Origin of the sequence: Enterobacter cloacae complex sp. CDL013, assembly GCF_049238805.1 — a bacterium.
Taxonomy (GTDB): Bacteria; Pseudomonadota; Gammaproteobacteria; order Enterobacterales; family Enterobacteriaceae; genus Enterobacter; species Enterobacter hormaechei_C.
Map to the genome: position 1 here is coordinate 15,792 of NZ_JBMKGT010000010.1, position 18,933 is coordinate 34,724.

An 18,933-nucleotide genomic window follows, 5' to 3' on the forward strand; every position below is an offset into this window, starting at 1 on the left:
CGCTTACCCGCCCTAAAATAGGCTTTTCGTAGGCCCGGCAAGCACCAGCGCCGCCGGGCAATACCCTGGTATCCACACCATGCACCACGACATTACCCAGATCCTGACTAACCTGATCAACGGCACAACGCCGCTGCGTCAGGTGCATTTTGCAAACTCCGCTACCTCCGCCCCCGAACTTGCCTTGCAGGTCGATTTTCCACGTCTGGAGATCGCGATCGAAGGTTCGATGAAAGACCAGGCTGGCTGCGTTTTACAGCAGGGTGATGTTTTATACGTCCCGGCTGGCGGCTGGAATAATCCACAATGGCAAGCACCCGCAACAACGCTGAGCATCCTGTTTGGCAAACAGCAGCTTGGGTTTAGCCTTTTGCACTGGAATGGTATAGACGTTCGAAACCTGACAAAGCAGCACGTTGCCCGCCGCGGTCCCCGTATTGGATCGCTACTCTTACAGACGCTTCATGAAATGCAGATGCAACCGCATGAGCAACAAACCGCGCGGCTGATTATTGCCAGCCTGCTTAGCCACTGCGTCGACCTGCTGGGTAGTCAGATCCAAACCGCCTCCCGCAGCCAGGCTTTGTTTGAAGCAATTCGGGTCTATATTGACGAACACTACGCCACTCCCCTTACCCGGGAATCCGTCGCGCAGGCGTTTTATATCTCCCCAAACTACCTGTCGCATCTGTTCCAGAAAACGGGCGCAGTGGGTTTCAATGAGTACCTGACGCACACCCGACTGGAACACGCGCGCCAGTTACTGAAAGGATATGATTTGAAAGTGAAAGAGGTGGCGCATGCCTGCGGATTTGTCGACAGCAACTATTTCTGCCGGTTGTTTCGTAAAAACACCGAGCGTTCGCCGTCAGAATACCGTCGCCAGTATCACAGCCAGCTCACCGGGAAGGTCATTAGTCCAGAATGACCTGAGTATGCTGCGGAGCGGCTAACATTTTACGCACCGCCCCCATCACCTTTTGTGGGTCGCGTAAAAAGGCGCTAATACCGCACTTCACGTAGCGCGCATGCTCGAAACGTTCGCTGCCCGCCAGTTCGATATCGGTAATGAGCAATACGACATCGGCTCGCCGTATGTCGTCTTCCGTAAGCTCGCACTCAACACCCAGCGCTCCCTGCGTCTCAATGTTAACGCTCCACTTCTCCTGCTGGCAGAGCTTTTCCAGACGTTCGGCAGCCATATAGGTATGTGCGACGCCACTGACACACGCGGTCACCGCCACCAGATGACGTCCCGTTATCACTGTCATGTTCAGCCTCCCACGGTAACATTGAAACCTTCGCGCTCTGCCAGTTGACGCATCGCTGACACCTCATCTTCTGTCGGAGGGGTCGCTTGCCGCATTCCCCACTCCTGTCCCAGCAGACGGTATTTTGGCTCCCCATACTGATGAAAGGGCAATAAATGCAGTTGCCGTATTCCTGAAGGTAGCAGGAAAGCCAGCACGCGCGCCATGTTCGTTTCGTTAAGCGTATAGCCAGGAATAAGCGGCACACGAGGAATCACGTTTATCCCGTCAGCCACCAGCTGGCGGAAATTATCCAGCACTCTGGGAAGATTCATTGCCACAATCGATTGGGCCAGATCCGCGTCCATGATCTTTAAATCAAACAACACTTCATCACACTGGCGAGCCAGCGGCATTAATCGGGACAAAGGGGCATCGCCTGCCGTTTCGATGGCCGTATGCACGCCGAAACGGCGTAAACCCTGTAGAAATTTTGTCGCGAAAGGCGCATGCAGCAACACTTCGCCACCCGAGAGCGTCACCCCACCTCCAGAGGAACGAAAGAAAACATCGTCTTTCATTACCTCGCTTACCAGCTCCTCCAGCGTAACATCCCGCCCAATAGGCTCAAATGCGCCGGAGGGGCACTCATCGACGTCCCGCAAACAGGGTGCGCAGTGAAGACATTTGCTTTCTCTGCGCACCGTTTCGATTTTCGGTGAAATCGACTCCGGATTCGCACACCACGGACAGCGATGAGGACAACCTTTAAAAAAGACCACCGTACGGATGCCGCGACCGTCATTCAATGAGTAGCGCTGGATATTGAAAATACGCGCCACCTCGGCGTGCGTTTCAACCACGTCACAGCTGATGCGCTGTGCGGCGGATAATGTCATCCTGGATCTCCTTCGATAACTCAACAAAGAAGGCGCTGTAGCCAGCAACGCGCACCACCAGCCCGGCAAAATCCTGTGGACGCTGTTGCGCTTCACGCAATGTTTCCGCGTTCACCACGTTGAACTGGATATGCTGCAACTTAAGCTGGGTGAAAGCACGAAGGAAATCCGCCAGCTTTTGCAGCCCGGCATCGCCTTCCAGCGTCGCAGGGGTAAATTTAACGTTTAACAGCGTACCGTTAGATAACAGATAGTTATCCAGCTTGCTTACCGATTTAAGTACCGCCGTTGGGCCCTGCATATCTTGCCCAAGCATCGGGGAGAGCCCACCGTCAGCCAGTTGCTCTCCGGCAAAGCGGCCATCCGGTGTAGCTCCCACCACCGCCCCCAGCGGCACGTGCGCCGATACGGTATAAGAGCCTGGCGTGAACTGTCCGCCGCGCGGGTTCCGGTATTTTTCGACCTCTTTACAGTAATGGCGCAACAGTTCAGCGCTGATATTGTCGACATCATCGATATCATTGCCGTATTTTTCGAAGCGATTGATCAACCTTGCACGCACCTTTTCTCCCTCAGGGGTGGCAAAGTTCGCTTTTAACACGGCTAAGAGCTCATCAAAACTTAAGCGATGCTGTTCAAAGACCAGCCCTTTCAGGGCGTGCAGTGAATCACTCAGGTTGGCTATCCCGATCCCCTGAACGCCAGAAAAGTTATATCGCGCCCCGCCGTCGGTAATATCTTTCCCTGATTCAAGGCAATCGCTGATAAATGAAGAGAGCAACGGTACCGGTGCCCAGTCTCGATGGCCGATATCGCAAATGTTGCTCCCCTCAACCATCAGCGCAATGTAGTGGTTAATTTTGGCCCGAATATGGTCCAGCAAGCCTTCATAACTCAGCGTTGAATTGCCTTCGTTCTCCAGCATCGCGATTTCCATTACTTTCAGCAGGTTAAACATCGCGATATCGTGCAGACCGTAGGTTTTACCCGGAATTGACAGTTCTACACAGCCTACCACCGCGTAGTCGCGCGCATCCTCCAGCGACACACCCCGATTCAGGAAAGCGGGTACCACCACTTCATCATTGAAAATCTGCGGAATACCAGTGCCCAGGCGGATCGTCTCTGCCGTTTTAAGCAGGAAAGGTCGGTCGATAAGTTCATTAACCCGTACGCCAAGGTTCGGTTGAGGAAGCTGAACGCTTTGGTAAGCATCCAGGCACAGGAAGGAAAGCACATTCACTGCGCTACGACCGCTCTCCGTTAAACCGCCCAACAACGCGGTATAACCCGTCGGGAAACCAGCAAAATAACGTGCGCTACTCGTCGAACGTAAAAGCACCACGTCATTGCATTTCACCCACAGCGATTCCAGTAGCTCTTTCAGAAATGCGGGATCGTCCCCCTGCGAAAGCGAAGCCTGATAAAAGGGCAGCATATACTGGTCGAAGCGCCCGATAGAAAGCGAGCTGGCGTTAGATTCGTATTGCAAAATGACGTTCATATACCAGAACAGCTGACACGCCTGCCAGAACGTTTGCGGCTTATGCTGCGCGTTGTGACGCGAGATTTCGGCAATCTTTCGTAGCTCTTCATGCCGTGAAGCGTCATCACAGACGGTTGCAAGCGTTTCAGCCAGCGCAGCATAGCGCAGAATATGGCGCTGGGAGGCTTCAAGCAGAATCAGCGCGGCGGCATAGAACGTGTTCTGCGCATCGCGGGCACAATATTCTCGCATTTGCGCCACCAGCGCACCCAGCCCGTTATTCAGCAGGCGCGGATAATCAATAATGATATGCCCCTGCCCTTTGTCCGTCTGGTTGACGCTGAAAATTTGCGTCCCTACAGCGGCTTTCACCTCATCCGTCATCTGGCTGTTGATGAAATCTTTCATCGACCGTTTTTCCCAGTAGGGATACAGCACGTCGCGGTAGATCTGCTTATCCGCTTCGCCGATCTCGAAGCGGTCCTGCGGACGTGTGGAAAACTGGTCCAGCTCCTTAAGCAGCCAGTACGGATCCATCTCAGGGGACATAATGCCCGCGCGCGGTTTAACGGTCCGGTTTCCGGCAATCAGTTCCTCATCACGAATCGCGATGTTCACATGGTCAAGAATGTACGCCGTGGCTTTTGCTCGCCTGAGGATAACCGGCTCGCCCTCCGTCTGCTGATGGCTGGCGGTATAGAGCAAAGCACGCTCAAGCGAGATTTCACGTGGACTGGCAAAAAGTGCGTCTTTCAAACGCTGGGTACGATTTGTCATGAGGGAACTCCTGTAACGGAAAACGAGCCCGCCCCGAAGGGCGGGAGAGCGTCAGGCGGTTTGCGCCAGGTGGGCATCAATTTTGTTCATGATGGCGTCGGCGCGTTTTACCGCGTCGCTGATATTGACGCGTACAATGGTTTTCCCGGCAAAGCGCTCTTCGAATTTAATGCCGATATCTTTGGTCAGGATCACCATATCTGCGGCGGCAACGTCTTCTGCCGTCAGTTCGTTCTCCAGGCCAATCGACCCTTGCGTTTCAACCTTCACTTCCCAACCTTTAGCTTTGGCGGCACTTTCCAGCGCTTCGGCCGCCATGTAGGTATGGGCAACGCCTGACGGACATGCTGTTACTGCGATAATTCGGGCCATGTTCTTTTCCTCAATCAGTTAATTTCGAAATCCAGATCCAGGTCGTCCTCTTTTTCCTCGACCTGTTTTGCATTCTTGCGTGCAAAACTCTTCAGCACGTTAACGCTAATGGCCGTCACCACAGCCCCCACGGCAACCGCCACGATGTAGCCCAGCTTGCGCTCCACCACAGGGAGAACGATGAGCCCGCCCCAACCGGCATAGCATTGTGCGCCCATCACGGCGGCCGTCACTGCGCCACATGCGGATCCCAGCATGATGGAGGGAATAACGCGCAGAGGATCAGCAGCAGCGAACGGAATGGCCCCTTCGGTGACCCCCACGCAGCCCATCACTAATGCAGCCTTACCCGCTTCACGCTCTTCACCGGTAAAATTCTTGCGATTAATCAGCGTCGCCAGGCCTAATCCTAGCGGTGGTATGCAAATAGCCACGGCGGCAATTGCAACGACGGTATAGACGCCCTGCGCAACGCAAATCAGCATGAAGGCATACGCCACTTTGTTGACCGGGCCGCCCATATCGAACGCCAGCATGAGACCGATAATAATGGCGAGTACCACAATGCTGCCCTGCTGCATTCCTTGCAGCCACTGGGTAAGGCCGGTGGTCAGTGCGCCTACAGGCTCGCCAAGCCCCCACATCATGATGCCTGCTGTGATAAACGTGCCGATAATCGGGATGATGAAAATTGGCATAACGGAGCGCAGCACTTTCGGGACCGGCAGTTTTTTCAGGTACCAAACGACAATCCCACCGAAAATCCCGGCGATAATCGCGCCAAAGAACCCGGCACCGAAGCTGTTGCCCACCCAGGCGGCAATTGCACAGGGAGCCAGCGCGGCGCGTTCTGCAATGGAATAGCCGATATAGGCGGCGAGGAATGGCACCATCAGCGTTAACCCCGCCACGCCGATATCAAAGAGCTTTTTCAGGTTGGGATCAGTTGCGGCATCGGGCACCGCGCCTTTGCCATACAACATGACCGAAACCGCCAGCAGAATGCCGCCCGAGACCACAAAAGGGATCATGTGCGACACCCCGGTCATCAGATGCTGCCGCGTGTTCTTGAGAATATGCACCAACTCTTTCATATGTCGCTCCTGCCCTAAAACCATAAAGATGTTGTGGCAAACAATAGGCAATCAGGAAGACGGCGGACAGGAGACAAAAAGGCCATTTACTGGATTTTTGTAATGTCGAAATAAAAATGCGATCCGCCTCGACATTTCTGATAGACGTTACGCATAAGACAAAGGACCATAACCTGTGAGTCAAATCTCACTTTCCACGTGACATTACATTTGTCCAGCTTTTGGCAGATTTGTCACATGGCGCGCGTCATCAACACACTCGTATGCTGTTGCCCAATGAATGAGGATTGATTTCAGGAGTGTGTATGGCTCTCGTAGTGGAATTTACCTGTGAATTACCCAACGGTGTTCACGCGCGTCCGGCAAGTCATGTGGAAACGCTGTGCAATACGTTTATCTCGCAAATCGAATGGCACAACCTGCGCACAGACCGTAAAGGGAATGCCAAGAGCGCACTGGCAGTCATTGGCACCGATACGCTGGCAGGCGATGCCTGTCGTCTGGTGATCCAAGGTGAAGATGAGCAGAACGCCTATCAGCAACTGGAACAATGGCTCCGGGAAGAGTTCCCACACTGTGATGCGCCGCTCGCAGAAGCCATTAATATTGAGCGCGATCCGCTGCCAGAATCCCTCGCGCGCCTTAATCCAACGCTTTTCCGCGCCCTGCCCGTTTGCAGCGGTAGCGCCCAGGGCGTGTTGACCTTGCTGGCCTCGCTGGATCTCAACGCACTGTCAGATTTACCCGAAGCGAAAGACGAAGGAGATGAGCAGTTAGCACTGGATAATGGTCTCACCCTGCTGGTGAAAAACATTGAGCTGCGCGCGCTGGACAGCGACAGCACCGCCAGCGCCGTTCTTGAAGCCCATCGTTCGCTGGCTACGGATACCTCGCTGCGCCAGCACCTCCTGTCAGGGGTCAACCGGGGCTTAAGCTGCGCCCAGGCCATCATCGCCACGGCGAACCATTTCTGCGAAACGTTCTCTCGTTCCAGCAGCACGTATTTGCAGGAGCGTGTGCTGGACGTTCGCGACGTCTGCTATCAGCTTTTACAGCATATCTACGGTGAAGCGCGTTTCCCGTCTCCGGGGCAACTGACGCAGCCGAGCGTCTGCCTTGCTGACGACCTCACGCCCGGCCAGTTCCTGGAACTGGATAAAACTCTGCTCAAAGGGCTGCTGTTAAAAAGCGGTGGAACAACCTCGCACACGGTTATTCTTGCACGTTCCTTTAATATTCCGACGCTGGTGGGCGTCGACGGTGAAAGCCTGTTGCAGTGGCGCAATCAATCCGTATTTATTGATGGCAATGCTGGTGCCGTCGTGGTCGATGCAAGCGATGCGGTGGCGCGCTACTACCGACAGGAAGCACGGGTACAACAGGCACTACGCGAGCAGCAGGGCATCTGGCTGGACCGGGAAGCCAGAACCGCCGACGGCCTGCGGGTTGAGATTGCCGCGAACATCGCCCATGCGGTGGAAGCGCAGGCAGCCTTTGAGAACGGCGCCGAGGGCGTTGGCCTGTTTCGCACCGAAATGCTTTATATGGACCGCAGCAGCGCGCCCGGTGAAAACGAGCTCTACAACATTTTCTGTCAGGCACTGGAAAGTGCAAACGGGCGCAGCATCATCGTGCGGACCATGGATATCGGCGGCGATAAGCCGGTAGAGTACCTGAAGATCCCGGCCGAAAATAACCCGTTCCTCGGTTACCGCGCCGTACGTATTTACGAAGAGTATGCAGTGCTTTTCACCACCCAGCTTCGGGCGATCCTGCGCGCCTCTGCTCACGGCAGCCTGAAGATCATGATCCCGATGATCTCTTCCATGGAAGAGATCCTGTGGGTGAAAGAGAAACTTGCCGAAGCGAAACAACAGCTCCGCGCTGAGCATATTCCGTTTGATGAGAAAATCCCGCTTGGCATCATGCTGGAAGTCCCTTCGGTGATGTTTATCATCGACCAGTGTTGCGAAGAGATTGATTTCTTTAGCATCGGTAGCAATGACCTGACGCAGTATCTGCTGGCTGTTGATCGCGATAACGCCAAAGTCACACGCCATTACAACAGCCTGAACCCGGCCTTCCTGAGGGCGCTGGATTACGCGGTACAAGCCGTCCATCGCCAGGGGAAATGGATTGGCCTGTGCGGCGAACTGGGTGCAAAAGGCTCGGTGTTGCCATTGCTGGTGGGTCTGGGTTTGGACGAGCTGAGCATGGGGTCGCCCGCTATCCCGGCAACCAAAGCGCGTCTGGCTCAGCTTGATAGCCGCGCCTGCCGCCAGTTGCTGAATCAGGCCATGGCGTGTCGCACTTCGCTTGAAGTGGAGCACCTGCTGGCGCAGTTCCGCATGAATCAGCAGGACACACCTCTGGTTACACCTCGCTGCATTTCACTGGACAATGACTGGAACAGCAAAGAAGAGGTCATGAAAGGAATGACCGATAACCTGCTGCTCGCAGGACGTTGCCGCTACCCACGCAAGCTGGAGGCCGATCTGTGGGCACGCGAAGCGGTCTTCTCCACCGGGCTCGGCTTTAGCTTTGCTATCCCGCACAGCAAATCGGAGCACATTGAGCAATCCACCATCAGCGTTGCACGCCTGAAAGCCCCCGTCATGTGGGGAGATGAAGAAGCACAATTCATCATCATGCTAACGCTGAATAAACACGCCGCGGGCGATCAGCATATGCGTATTTTCTCCCGACTGGCACGCCGCATCATGCATGAGGATTTCCGCAATGCGCTGGTTAACGCCAGCTCAGGGGAGGCGATTGCTTCCCTGCTACAACACGAATTAGAACTGTAAAACGAGGAAGAGTGATGGAACTGTACCTGGATACCGCCAACGTGGCGGAAGTTGAACGCCTGGCGCGCATTTTTCCCATTGCGGGCGTTACCACCAACCCGAGCATCATTGCCGCCAGCCGTGAATCCATCTGGGACGTGCTGCCGCGGCTGCAACAAGCCATCGGGCCGGAGGGCACGCTGTTTGCTCAAACCATGAGCCGCGACGCCGAAGGCATGGTGGCGGAGGCCAAACGCCTGAGTAACGCCATCCCGGGTATTGTGGTGAAAATTCCGGTCACCGCGCAGGGGCTTATCGCCATTAAAGAGCTGAAAAGAGAGGGTATTACCACGCTGGGCACCGCCGTTTACAGCGCCGCTCAGGGTTTACTGGCCGCGCTGGCAGGAGCGAAGTATGTCGCACCGTATGTAAACCGCGTCGATGCGCAGGGCGGTGACGGCATTCGCACGGTACAGGAGCTGCAATCTCTGCTGGAACAACATACGCCAAAGAGCATGGTGCTGGCTGCCAGCTTTAAAACGCCGCGCCAGGCGCTGGATTGCCTGTTGGCAGGATGTGAGGCAATCACGCTTCCCTTAGACGTAGCGCAACAAATGCTCGGCACGCCAGCGGTAGAGTCAGCCATAGAGAAGTTCGATCAGGACTGGAAAAACGCGTTTGGTAACCTCAACCTCTAAGGGAGAACTGTTATGGACCGTATTATTCAATCGCCGGGGAAATACATCCAGGGCGCAGATGTTCTTACTCGCCTCGGCGACTACCTGAAGCCGCTGGCGAATCGCTGGCTGGTGGTGGGCGATAAATTTGTGCTGGGTTTTGCTGAAGAAACCCTGCGTCAGAGTTTTAAAAAAGCCGGACTCCATGCCGAAATCGCACCGTTTGGTGGCGAATGTTCGCAAAATGAAATCGATCGCCTGAAAAAGCTGGCCGACAGCGCCGACTGCCTGGCGGTGCTGGGTATCGGCGGCGGAAAAACGCTGGATACCGCCAAAGCGCTGGCGCACTTTATGGACGTGCCGGTGGCTATTGCCCCGACCATTGCCTCCACCGATGCGCCGTGCAGCGCCCTCTCCGTGATTTATACCGACAGCGGTGAGTTCGATCGCTACCTGATGCTGCCGCACAACCCGAACATAGTGATTGTCGATACCAAAGTGGTGGCAGGCGCACCTGCGCGCCTGCTGGCCGCCGGGATTGGCGATGCACTGGCAACCTGGTTTGAAGCGCGCGCCTGTTCGCGCAGCGGCGCCACGACCATGGCGGGTGGCAAGTGCACGCAGGCAGCGTTAGCGCTGGCAGAGCTGTGCTACAACACGCTGGTTGAAGAGGGCGAGAAAGCGATGCTGGCGGCAGAGCAGCATGTCGTCACACCGGCGCTGGAACGCATTATCGAAGCCAACACCTATCTCAGCGGGGTGGGCTTTGAAAGCGGCGGGCTGGCGGCGGCGCATGCCATTCACAACGGCATGACGGCGGTGCCGGATGCGCATCATTTTTACCATGGCGAAAAGGTCGCGTTCGGCACGCTGACACAGCTGGTACTGGAGAACGCGCCGGTTGAAGAAATTGAGACCGTCGCCGCGCTTTGCCACAGCGTTGGGCTGCCGATCACCCTGGCGCAGCTGAACATCAAAGAGGATATTCCGGCCAAAATGCGGCTGATCGCGGAAGCGTCCTGCGCCGAAGGTGAAACCATTCACAACATGCCTGGCGGCGTCACGCCGGATCAGGTCTATGCGGCGCTGCTGGTGGCCGACCAGTATGGACAGCGATTCTTGCAGGAGTGGGAGTAACGAAAAAAGCCGGGTGGCGCTGCGCTTACCCGGCCTACATGGCACTTTAATTTGTAGGCCGGGTAAGGCGTAGCCGCCACCCGGCACATGGGTTACTTCACGTCAAACCGGTCCAAATCCATCACTCGCGCCCACGCGGCAACAAAATCACGGACGAACTTCTCGTGTGCATCACTGCTGGCGTAAACTTCGGCCAGCGCACGCAGGACGGCGTTTGAACCGAAGACCAGATCGGCGCGGGTGGCGGTGTATTTCACTTCTCCGCTGGCGCGATCGCTACCGGCAAACAGCTCGTTTGAGTCATCGGTCGCTTTCCACTGGGTGTTCATATCCAGCAGATTAACGAAGAAGTCGTTGCTCAGCACGCCCTCGCGGTTGGTAAACACGCCATTCTTGCTGCCATCGAAGTTTGCACCCAGTACGCGCAGACCGCCGATTAGCACCGTCAGTTCCGGCGCGGTCAGGGTCAGCTGCTGGGCTTTGTCGATCAGCAGCGACTCGGTGGTGGACACATCCACCTGCGCACGGTAGTTGCGGAAACCGTCGGCAACCGGTTCGAGCAGGTTAAACATCTCGATGTCCGTCTGGTCCTGACGCGCATCTACGCGGCCTGGGGTAAACGGTACGTTGACGTAAACGCCTGCCGCTTTCGCCGCCTGCTCAACGCCCACAACACCTGCCAGCACGATGATATCGGCCAGTGAGGCTTTATTAGTGGTGCGCTGAATAGCTTCCAGAGCCGGTAACGCCCGTACCGCCGCGGCGTTCACATCCCAGTCGCGCTGAGGCGCCAGCGCCAGACGCGCGCCGTTAGCGCCGCCACGCTTGTCGCCGCCGCGGAAGGTCGATGCCGACGCCCAGGCCACGGAAACCAGCTCGCTCACGGAGAGACCAGAGGCCGCGATTTCCGCTTTCAGGCTTTCAATATCTTCCTGCGTCGGATGGAACACCGGCTGAGGCAGCGGATCCTGCCAAATCAAATCTTCTTTCGGCACTTCCGGGCCAATGTACCGCGCTTTTGGCCCCATATCGCGATGGGTCAGCTTGAACCACGCGCGCGCAAAGGCTTCGTTGAAGGCCTGCGGATCGTTCAGGAAGCGACGGGAAATTTTCTCGAATTCCGGATCAAAACGCAGCGTCAGGTCGGTGACCAGCATGGTTGGCTTGCGTTTTTTCGACGGGTCAAACGGGTCAGGCATAATTTCTGGCGCATCCACGGCTTCAAACTGAATGGCGCCCGCCGGGCTACGCGTCTGCACCCATTCGTATTTGAACAGGTTCTCGAAGAAGTAGTTGCTCCACTGGGTCGGGGTTTGAGACCAGATAACTTCCAGCCCGGAGGTGATGGCGTCAGCGCCAATACCGGTGCCGTGCGTGCTGGCCCAGCCCAGACCCTGCGCTTCAATCGGCGACGCTTCCGGGTCAGTGCCCACATGCGTGGCTTCGCCTGCGCCGTGCGTTTTACCGAGCGTATGGCCGCCTGCAATCAGCGCGACGGTCTCTTCGTCGTTCATGCCCATATTGCCAAAGGTAGCGCGGATCGCCGCCGCCGCAGACAGCGGTTCACCGCTGGCGTTTGGCCCTTCCGGGTTAACGTAAATCAGGCCCATTTCAGTGGCCGCAAGCGGGCGCTTCGCCAGCGCTTCCGGGTCACGGTGGGTCAGCCAGGCTTTTTCATCGCCCCAGTTCACGTCCAGATCCGGTTCCCAGACGTCTTCACGCCCGGCACCGAAACCAAAAGTGCGGAAGCCGGAGTTCTCCAGCGCCACGTTACCCGCGAGGATAAACAGGTCGGCCCAGGAGATTTTTTGTCCGTATTTTTGCTTAACTGGCCACAGCAGACGGCGAGCCTTATCCAGACTGACGTTATCAGGCCAGGAGTTCAGCGGCGCAAAACGTTGCTGGCCGCGCCCCGCGCCGCCGCGACCGTCAACGGAGCGATAGGTACCCGCACCGTGCCAGGCCATACGAATAAACAGGCCCGCATAGCTTCCCCAGTCGGCAGGCCACCACGGTTGTGAGTCGGTTAAAAGGGCTTTGAGATCGCCCTTAAGGGCGGAATAGTCGAGCTTGCTGAATTCTTTGCGGTAGTCGAAGTCTTCACCCAGCGGGTTCGAACGGTTGGAATGTTGGTTTAGAAGATCGATGCGGAGTTGTTTAGGCCACCAATCTTTGCTGCCGGTACCTGCACCCGCGCTGTGATCGACGCCGCCCTGGTGGAACGGACATTTGCCGGCGGATGCCGCGTTATTGGTCTCGTCTGACATGCTCATCGCTATGCTCCCTTTACAGTGTTACCGTTACGATATACACCACTAGCGATAAGAGATAGTTGAATTAATCCACAGATTCGATAGCTAATACCTTTTAACTCTCTGTTCGATTAAAAAGCCCTCGTTTTATGAGGGCTTTTTACTTTACAGCGCCGGGCGAACACCGAGCGTATGGCAAATGGCATAGCTCATTTCCGCGCGATTCAGGGTATAGAAATGGAAATCTTTCACCCCTTCGCGGCTTAAAATCTTCACCATGTCCATCGCGATATTGGCTCCCACCAGCTTGCGGGTTTCCGGGTCGTCGTCCAGCCCTTCATACATTTTGGACATCCACAGCGGAATGCGCACGTTGGTCATATCCGCGAATTTCTTCGCCTGTTTGAAGTTCGAGACCGGCAGAATACCAGGGATGATTTCGACATCAATACCTGCCGAGACGCAGCGGTCACGAAAGCGCAGGTAGCTTTCAACGTCAAAGAAGAACTGAGTAATCGCACGGTTAGCACCAGCCTCCACTTTACGCTTCAGGTTGAGCAGATCCGCCTGGGCACTTTTGGCTTCCGGGTGAACTTCAGGGTAGGCGGCCACGGAGATATCAAAGTCGGCAACGTCTTTCAGCAGGCCGACCAGATCGGCGGCAAACATCTCTGGCTTACCGCTGCCTGGCGGGAGGTCGCCGCGCAGGGCCACAATGTGGCGAATGCCGTTATTCCAGTAGTCCTGGGCAATGGCGCGCAGTTCATCACGGGTGGCGTCGATACAGGTCAGGTGCGGCGCCGCTTCCAGACCGGTTCGGTCTTTAATGCCCTTAATGATGCTGTGCGTGCGGTCACGCTCACCGGAGTTGGCGCCGTAGGTCACGGAGACGAACTTCGGCTTGAGGCTGCTCAGGCGATCGATAGAGCTCCACAGGGTTTGCTCCATTTCACTGGTGCGCGGCGGGAAAAATTCAAAAGAGACGTTAATCTGGCCGTTTACTTCGGCCAGGCTCTGGTTCAGTGCTTCCCGCTGGTTTGCGTGAAAAAAGCTCATACCCTACCCCTATCAATCGCGTGTCATTGTCTGTTGTGTTGTGAACTTCTATACGTTTAGACGTCCAGATGTAAAAATGACGGAAAAGCGGGATGACGTCAACAGAAATAATCAACATTAACGGTGAGGTTTGTTCAGGGAAGATGAAGGGCATTCATGATGGGGGTGAGTGCGGTCTGATACCCTCACCCTGTCCCTCTCCCACAGGGAGAGGGAAATGCAGACGTTACAGCAGCTTAGCCAGACGATTAATGTCGGACTGAATGGCTCCGGCGGTGACATCGCGTCCCGCGCCCGGGCCACGGATCACCAGCGGGTTATCGCGGTACCAGCGGCTTTCGATGGCGAAGACGTTGTCGCATGGCAGGAGCGCCGCCAGCGGATGTTCAGGACGCACCGCCTCCACGCCCACGCGCGCTTTACCGTTCGCCTCGAAGCGCGCCACGTAACGCAGCACCAGCCCCATCTCGTTAGCTGCTTCCAGACGTTGCACCATCTGCTCGTTCAGCTCGTCGCCGTTCTCGAAGAAGTGATCGACGGACCCTTCCTCGCAGCCCGCAGGCACCAGCGACTCAACGCGTACCTGACCCGGCTCAATGTCGTAGCCGGCTTCACGCGCCAGGATCACCAGCTTGCGCATCACGTCTTTACCGGCAAGGTCAACGCGCGGATCCGGCTCGGTTAAACCCTGCTGCCACGCCTGATCCACCAGGTCGGTGAACGGCACGGTGCCGTCAAATTGCAGGAACAGCCAGGAGAGCGTGCCGGAGAAGATCCCGCTCAGCGCCAGAATGCTGTCGCCGCTTTCAATCAGATCGCGCACGGTATGGTTAACCGGCAGACCTGCGCCAACGGTGGCGTTATACAGCCAGTGACGACCCGTTTTTTCGAACGCGTCGTGGATCTGGCGATATTTATCAGTGCTGCTCGCGCCCGCCAGCTTGTTGGCGCTGATGACGTGGAACCCGTGGCTGGCGAAATCCAGATACTGATCGGCCAGCTGCTCGCTGGCGGTCACATCCAGCACTACCAGATCGTCATACGGGTGCGCACGCATCCACAGGAACAGCGACTCTTCATCTTGCTCGACGGCTTCATCATTAAAGAAGGCCAGCGCGCGGCTGGCATCCAGCCCTTCGTAGTTCAGCAGGCTGCGGCGGCTGTCCACCACGCCTGCGAGAATGAATTCGAACCCGGTACGCGCCGAGAGCGTGACCTGTTCGCGGGCGAACAGCTCCAGCCAGCGGGAACCGATGTTGCCTTTACCAAACAGCACCAGGCCGATGCGTTTTTCCGCACGGAACAGGGAGGTATGCAGGCCCTGAATCAGGCTTTCGGTTGGCCCTTTACGCAGAACGGCAACCAGGCTGATGCCCTCTTCTGATTGCCAGGTGAACTCCACCGGCTGGCCTTTCAGCTGCTGCCAGAAGCGGTGGCAGTGCAGCGGGTTACGGGTGACGCCCGCGCCTACCATCGCCACCAGCGCCAGCCCCTGACGCAGGCGAAGCTCGCCCGGCAGGCCCGCTTCATCCAGAATTTTCAGGGCGCTGTCCACCACTTCGGCGGTATAGCAGAACTGCAACAGCTGGCGATCGTTATGCACGCCAACGGCCAGCGGACGCACCTGAGCACGTTTCAGGATGGTGTCGATATCTTTGTGCGCCAGTTTGAAATCCTGGCCCGCAGGCACCTGGAACTCAATCAGGCAGATGTCATCGTGGCTGGTGACAATGCGCGCGCCCGTACCGGATGCCAGCACGCGCTCGATGCGGGTGGAACCCTGATCCGGCGTGTAGCTACAGCGTAGTTGCAGGTCGATGTCGCTGCCGGAAACCGGCTGTAGCGTGCGCGCGTGCAGCACCGGGGCCGCCAGACGCGCCAGCTCGCTCGCTTCGTCGAGACGCAGCAGCGGCAGCAGGCAGGCATCTTTCACTTTGCGCGGGTCCGCGCTGTACACACCGGCCACGTCGCTCCAGATGGTGACGCGGGACACGCCCGCCAGGGCACCAATCTGTGTTGCCGAGTAGTCAGAGCCGTTACGGCCCAGCAGAACGGTTTCGCCGGCATTGCTGCGGCTGATAAAGCCGGTGACGACAATACGTTTACCGGGATGTTGCACCAGCAGCTGTTGCAGCAGCGGGTAGGACAACCCTTCGTCCACCTGCGGCTGCGCGGCACGTTCGGCACGCAGGAAATCACGCGCGTCGAGCCAGGCGGCTTCCACACCCAGGTGTTGCAGCACGGCGGCCATCAGGCGCGCAGACCACACTTCACCGTGGCCAACCACTTCGGCATACACCGCATCGGTAATGCCGCTGTCCAGCAGAGCGGCCAGACGCTCAAGGTCGTGCGTAAAAGCGCTAATCAGCCCGTCCGCCACGTCCGCAGGCAGCAAACCGGCAATCAGTTCGCTCTGGTAACGACGTAAGGACTGTTGCACCTGATGCGCAGAGAGGCGATCGGTCTGGCTCAGTTTCAGCCAGCTAATCAACTGGTTGGTGGTGCTGCCTGCCGCAGAGACAACCATCATGTCCCCCGGCTGTGAATACTCGGTCATGATCCCTGCGACACGCAGGTAACATTTCACATCAGCAAGACTACTGCCACCAAACTTGTGCAGCTGACGACCCTTCGCCCCTGCCTGCGCTATCACACTCATGATTACCCCTTGGCTGCGACCCGGAAGCCATTTTCCAGATCGGCAATTAAATCTTCAGAATCTTCAATACCGGTCGAGATACGCAGCAGCGTCTCGGAAATCCCGGCGGCGGCACGTGCTTCGGGTGCCATACCTGCGTGCGTCATAGTTGCGGCGTGGGAGATCAAGCTTTCTACTCCCCCTAAGGATTCCGCCAGCGTAAACAATGACAACCCGCTCAGGAAGCGACGCAGCGTTTGCTCGTCACCGTCCAGTTCAAAACTTAACATCGCGCCAAATCCTTTCTGTTGGCGCGCGGCAATCTCGTGCCCCTGGTTTTCCGGCAGCGACGGGTGATAAAGCTTTTTCACCAGCGGCTGGTTTTTCAGGAAATCCACGATCGCCTGGGCATTACGCTGCGCCACGTCCATACGCGGTGATAGCGTGCGAATACCGCGCAGCAGCAAATAGCTGTCGAACGCGCCCGCGGTGACGCCAATGTTATTGGCCCACCATGCCAGTTCGGTGACAACGTCGGGATCTCTGGCAATCACCACGCCCGCCACCACGTCAGAATGGCCGTTCAGATATTTCGTGCATGAATGCAACACCAGATCGGCACCCAGTGCCAGTGGGTTCTGAAGGGCCGGACTGAGGAACGTATTATCCACTACACTTATCGCTCCCGCATCCCTTGCGAGCTGACAAATTTTCGCAATATCGACTACGCGCAACAATGGATTGCTTGGACTTTCCACCAGAACCAGCTTCGGCTGCTCGGCAAGCGCCTGTTTCAGCGCCTGTTCGTCGTTTTGATCGACAAACAGCACACGGTAGCAGCCACGTTTCGCCAGGCTATCAAACAGACGATAGCTGCCGCCGTAACAGTCGTGTGGCGCCACCAGCAGATCGCCAGGTTTCAGGAACACTGTGGTTACCAGGTGAATGGCAGACATGCCGGTATTGGTTAATACCGCCCCTGCGCCGCCTTCCAGTTCCGCCAGCGCGCGCTGGGTGACGTCGCGCGTAGGATTGCCGCGACGCGAGTAGTCATGCGCGCGAGGTTCATTAAATCCGGTGAAATTATAGGTACTGGAGAGATGAATTGGCGGGACAACGCAGCCGTACTGCTCGTCATCATTCAATCCGCTACGCACTGCGATGGTGGCCTGTTTACGCGTCATGGTGAGGCTTCCTGGCGAATGAGGTGAAAAGTCAGGCACCAGAGTAAACATTGAAAGTATGGACGTCAATACATCTGGACATCTAAACTTCTTTGCGTATAGATTGAGCAATGCGCAAATAGCCGTTAAAATTATATGCTTTAGGACACGCTACAGCGGCAATATCCGTGCCTCGGTATCGTCTCTACGGTAAACTACGCAAGATTACGGTTCAAAACTGATGGTTACGGGTTTTGCACCTTTAGATTAATGACTGAGAGGATTAAAGGTATCTCATGGCTGAATGGAGCGGCGAATATATCAGCCCATACGCTGAGCACGGTAAGAAGAGTGAGCAAGTCAAGAAAATCACGGTGTCCATTCCTCTGAAGGTGTTGAAGATCCTCACCGATGAACGTACGCGTCGTCAGGTGAACAACCTGCGTCACGCCACTAACAGCGAACTGCTGTGCGAAGCGTTCCTGCATGCGTTTACCGGCCAACCGTTGCCGAACGATGACGATCTGCGTAAAGAACGCAGTGACGAAATCCCGGAAGAGGCGAAGGTGATCATGCGTGAACTGGGTATCGACCCGGAGACCTGGGAATACTAACAGCGATGCGGTCCCGCTGAGGGTGCTCAGCGGGATGGTTTCTCAGAAGTTGTAACCTAAGCCGACACGCAGACGCGTTTGTCGGTCGTCAGTGGTAGCAGTGTTATAGCCGGAAGAGACATTACCCACCTCCACGAATGGCACCCACGAATCGATGTTATACGCCACGCGGAAGTTATATTCGTAATCCTCTTTTTTGTTGTTATACAGATCTTCGTTGTCGGCGAATTTATAAATTCCGTTCAGCTCAAACATCCAGTTATCAATATTATATCCCAGCCACATTTCCGGGCGATATACCAGTCTGTCATCTTTACCGTCTGCATTACGGCGGGTATATTCGGTACGATAACGGAACGCCGTCCACCAGCTTTCATTAATATTATACTGTACGCGTAAATAGGGTTTATAAATAGCCATGTCGTCACCCATTTCAACCGCGATACCCGGCTGCCAGATAAATCCCTGCCAGGTAAACTGGTAGCTGGCAGTATATTCGTTGCTGTTACTTTCCATATTATTGAGCGCATCATTAGATTGCTTTTCGTCTGAGCGTGAGACGGCCTCTACGGCCACACCAAAGCCCGTCCCGAAACGGTGTGACATGTACACACGGTCATAGTTACGTCCATCGTCGTAATACTCGTGTCGGTAATCAACATATCCCGCCTGCGCCGCGCACGATAGTAATGGAAGCACGAATAAAAGTTGCTTCAGTTTCATCCTTTTTCC

At 56.2% G+C, this 18,933-nt stretch carries 15 protein-coding genes; 5 read left to right on the plus strand and 10 right to left on the minus strand.

The annotated features are described in order from the left end of the window. Positions 1-79: 79 nt before the first annotated feature. Positions 80-928, plus strand: coding sequence for a helix-turn-helix transcriptional regulator (locus ACOTXD_RS19495; RefSeq protein ID WP_045343486.1), 849 nt, complete (start codon positions 80-82; stop codon positions 926-928). On the opposite strand, the gene ACOTXD_RS19500 is transcribed toward ACOTXD_RS19495, so the two are convergent. From ACOTXD_RS19500 to ACOTXD_RS19520, 5 genes are read right to left on the minus strand one after another with little or no spacing between them, the layout of a single operon-like run. After that, on the minus strand, positions 915-1,271 hold the full coding sequence (locus ACOTXD_RS19500; protein ID WP_045343485.1) for a PTS fructose-like transporter subunit IIB: 357 nt from the start codon (positions 1,269-1,271) through the stop codon (positions 915-917). The two genes, ACOTXD_RS19495 and ACOTXD_RS19500, sit on opposite strands and share 14 nt — an antisense overlap. 2 nt (positions 1,272-1,273) lie before the next feature. Continuing rightward, positions 1,274-2,149, minus strand: coding sequence for a [formate-C-acetyltransferase]-activating enzyme (locus tag ACOTXD_RS19505; RefSeq protein WP_045343484.1), 876 nt, complete (start codon positions 2,147-2,149; stop codon positions 1,274-1,276). Further along, a complete protein-coding gene (locus ACOTXD_RS19510) occupies positions 2,115-4,412 on the minus strand; it encodes a formate C-acetyltransferase (protein ID WP_061856746.1) in 2,298 nt (765 codons plus the stop codon). The genes ACOTXD_RS19505 and ACOTXD_RS19510 overlap by 35 nt, the downstream gene beginning before the upstream one ends. Positions 4,413-4,463: 51 nt before the next feature. Continuing rightward, positions 4,464-4,784, minus strand: a complete 321-nt coding sequence (locus tag ACOTXD_RS19515) for a PTS fructose-like transporter subunit IIB (RefSeq protein ID WP_023326311.1) — start codon at positions 4,782-4,784, stop codon at positions 4,464-4,466. Between the two features lie 14 nt (positions 4,785-4,798). Then, on the minus strand, positions 4,799-5,878 hold the full coding sequence (locus ACOTXD_RS19520; RefSeq protein ID WP_061856745.1) for a PTS fructose transporter subunit EIIC: 1,080 nt from the start codon (positions 5,876-5,878) through the stop codon (positions 4,799-4,801). Between the two features lie 305 nt (positions 5,879-6,183). Between ACOTXD_RS19520 and ptsP the strand changes: the two genes are divergently transcribed. Genes ptsP through gldA form a run of 3 tightly spaced genes read left to right on the plus strand, consistent with a single transcriptional unit; the run spans position 6,184 to position 10,478 of the window. Further along, the gene (gene ptsP / locus ACOTXD_RS19525; RefSeq protein WP_058658240.1) at positions 6,184-8,685 is read left to right on the plus strand and encodes a phosphoenolpyruvate--protein phosphotransferase; all 2,502 of its coding nucleotides are present in this window, start codon (positions 6,184-6,186) and stop codon (positions 8,683-8,685) included. Between the two features lie 14 nt (positions 8,686-8,699). Beyond that, the gene (gene fsa, locus ACOTXD_RS19530) at positions 8,700-9,362 is read left to right on the plus strand and encodes a fructose-6-phosphate aldolase (RefSeq protein WP_061856744.1); all 663 of its coding nucleotides are present in this window, start codon (positions 8,700-8,702) and stop codon (positions 9,360-9,362) included. Positions 9,363-9,374: 12 nt separating this feature from the next. Further along, entirely contained in the window at positions 9,375-10,478 is a 1,104-nt protein-coding gene (gene gldA, locus ACOTXD_RS19535) for a bifunctional L-1,2-propanediol dehydrogenase/glycerol dehydrogenase (protein WP_061856743.1), read from the plus strand. Between the two features lie 92 nt (positions 10,479-10,570). On the opposite strand, the gene katG is transcribed toward gldA, so the two are convergent. From katG to metB, 4 genes are all read right to left on the minus strand, one after another. Further along, positions 10,571-12,751, minus strand: a complete 2,181-nt coding sequence (gene katG, locus ACOTXD_RS19540) for a catalase/peroxidase HPI (protein WP_003862046.1) — start codon at positions 12,749-12,751, stop codon at positions 10,571-10,573. A 144-nt stretch (positions 12,752-12,895) separates the two neighbouring features. Further along, positions 12,896-13,786 (minus strand): methylenetetrahydrofolate reductase, encoded by an 891-nt coding sequence (gene metF, locus ACOTXD_RS19545; RefSeq protein ID WP_003862045.1) that lies wholly within the window; start codon positions 13,784-13,786, stop codon positions 12,896-12,898. A gap of 226 nt (positions 13,787-14,012) precedes the next feature. Continuing rightward, positions 14,013-16,445 carry a bifunctional aspartate kinase/homoserine dehydrogenase II gene (locus tag ACOTXD_RS19550; protein WP_003862044.1) on the minus strand — a complete coding sequence of 811 codons (2,433 nt, stop codon included), beginning with the start codon at positions 16,443-16,445 and terminating at the stop codon, positions 14,013-14,015. Between the two features lie 2 nt (positions 16,446-16,447). Next, the gene (gene metB, locus ACOTXD_RS19555) at positions 16,448-17,608 is read right to left on the minus strand and encodes a cystathionine gamma-synthase (RefSeq protein ID WP_023323886.1); all 1,161 of its coding nucleotides are present in this window, start codon (positions 17,606-17,608) and stop codon (positions 16,448-16,450) included. A gap of 275 nt (positions 17,609-17,883) precedes the next feature. Between metB and metJ the strand changes: the two genes are divergently transcribed. After that, positions 17,884-18,201 (plus strand): met regulon transcriptional regulator MetJ, encoded by a 318-nt coding sequence (metJ, locus tag ACOTXD_RS19560; RefSeq protein ID WP_003862042.1) that lies wholly within the window; start codon positions 17,884-17,886, stop codon positions 18,199-18,201. A 42-nt stretch (positions 18,202-18,243) separates the two neighbouring features. Here metJ and ACOTXD_RS19565 read toward each other — a convergent pair whose 3' ends face one another. Further along, a complete protein-coding gene (locus ACOTXD_RS19565; protein ID WP_061856742.1) occupies positions 18,244-18,924 on the minus strand; it encodes an oligogalacturonate-specific porin KdgM family protein in 681 nt (226 codons plus the stop codon). Positions 18,925-18,933: the final 9 nt, after the last annotated feature.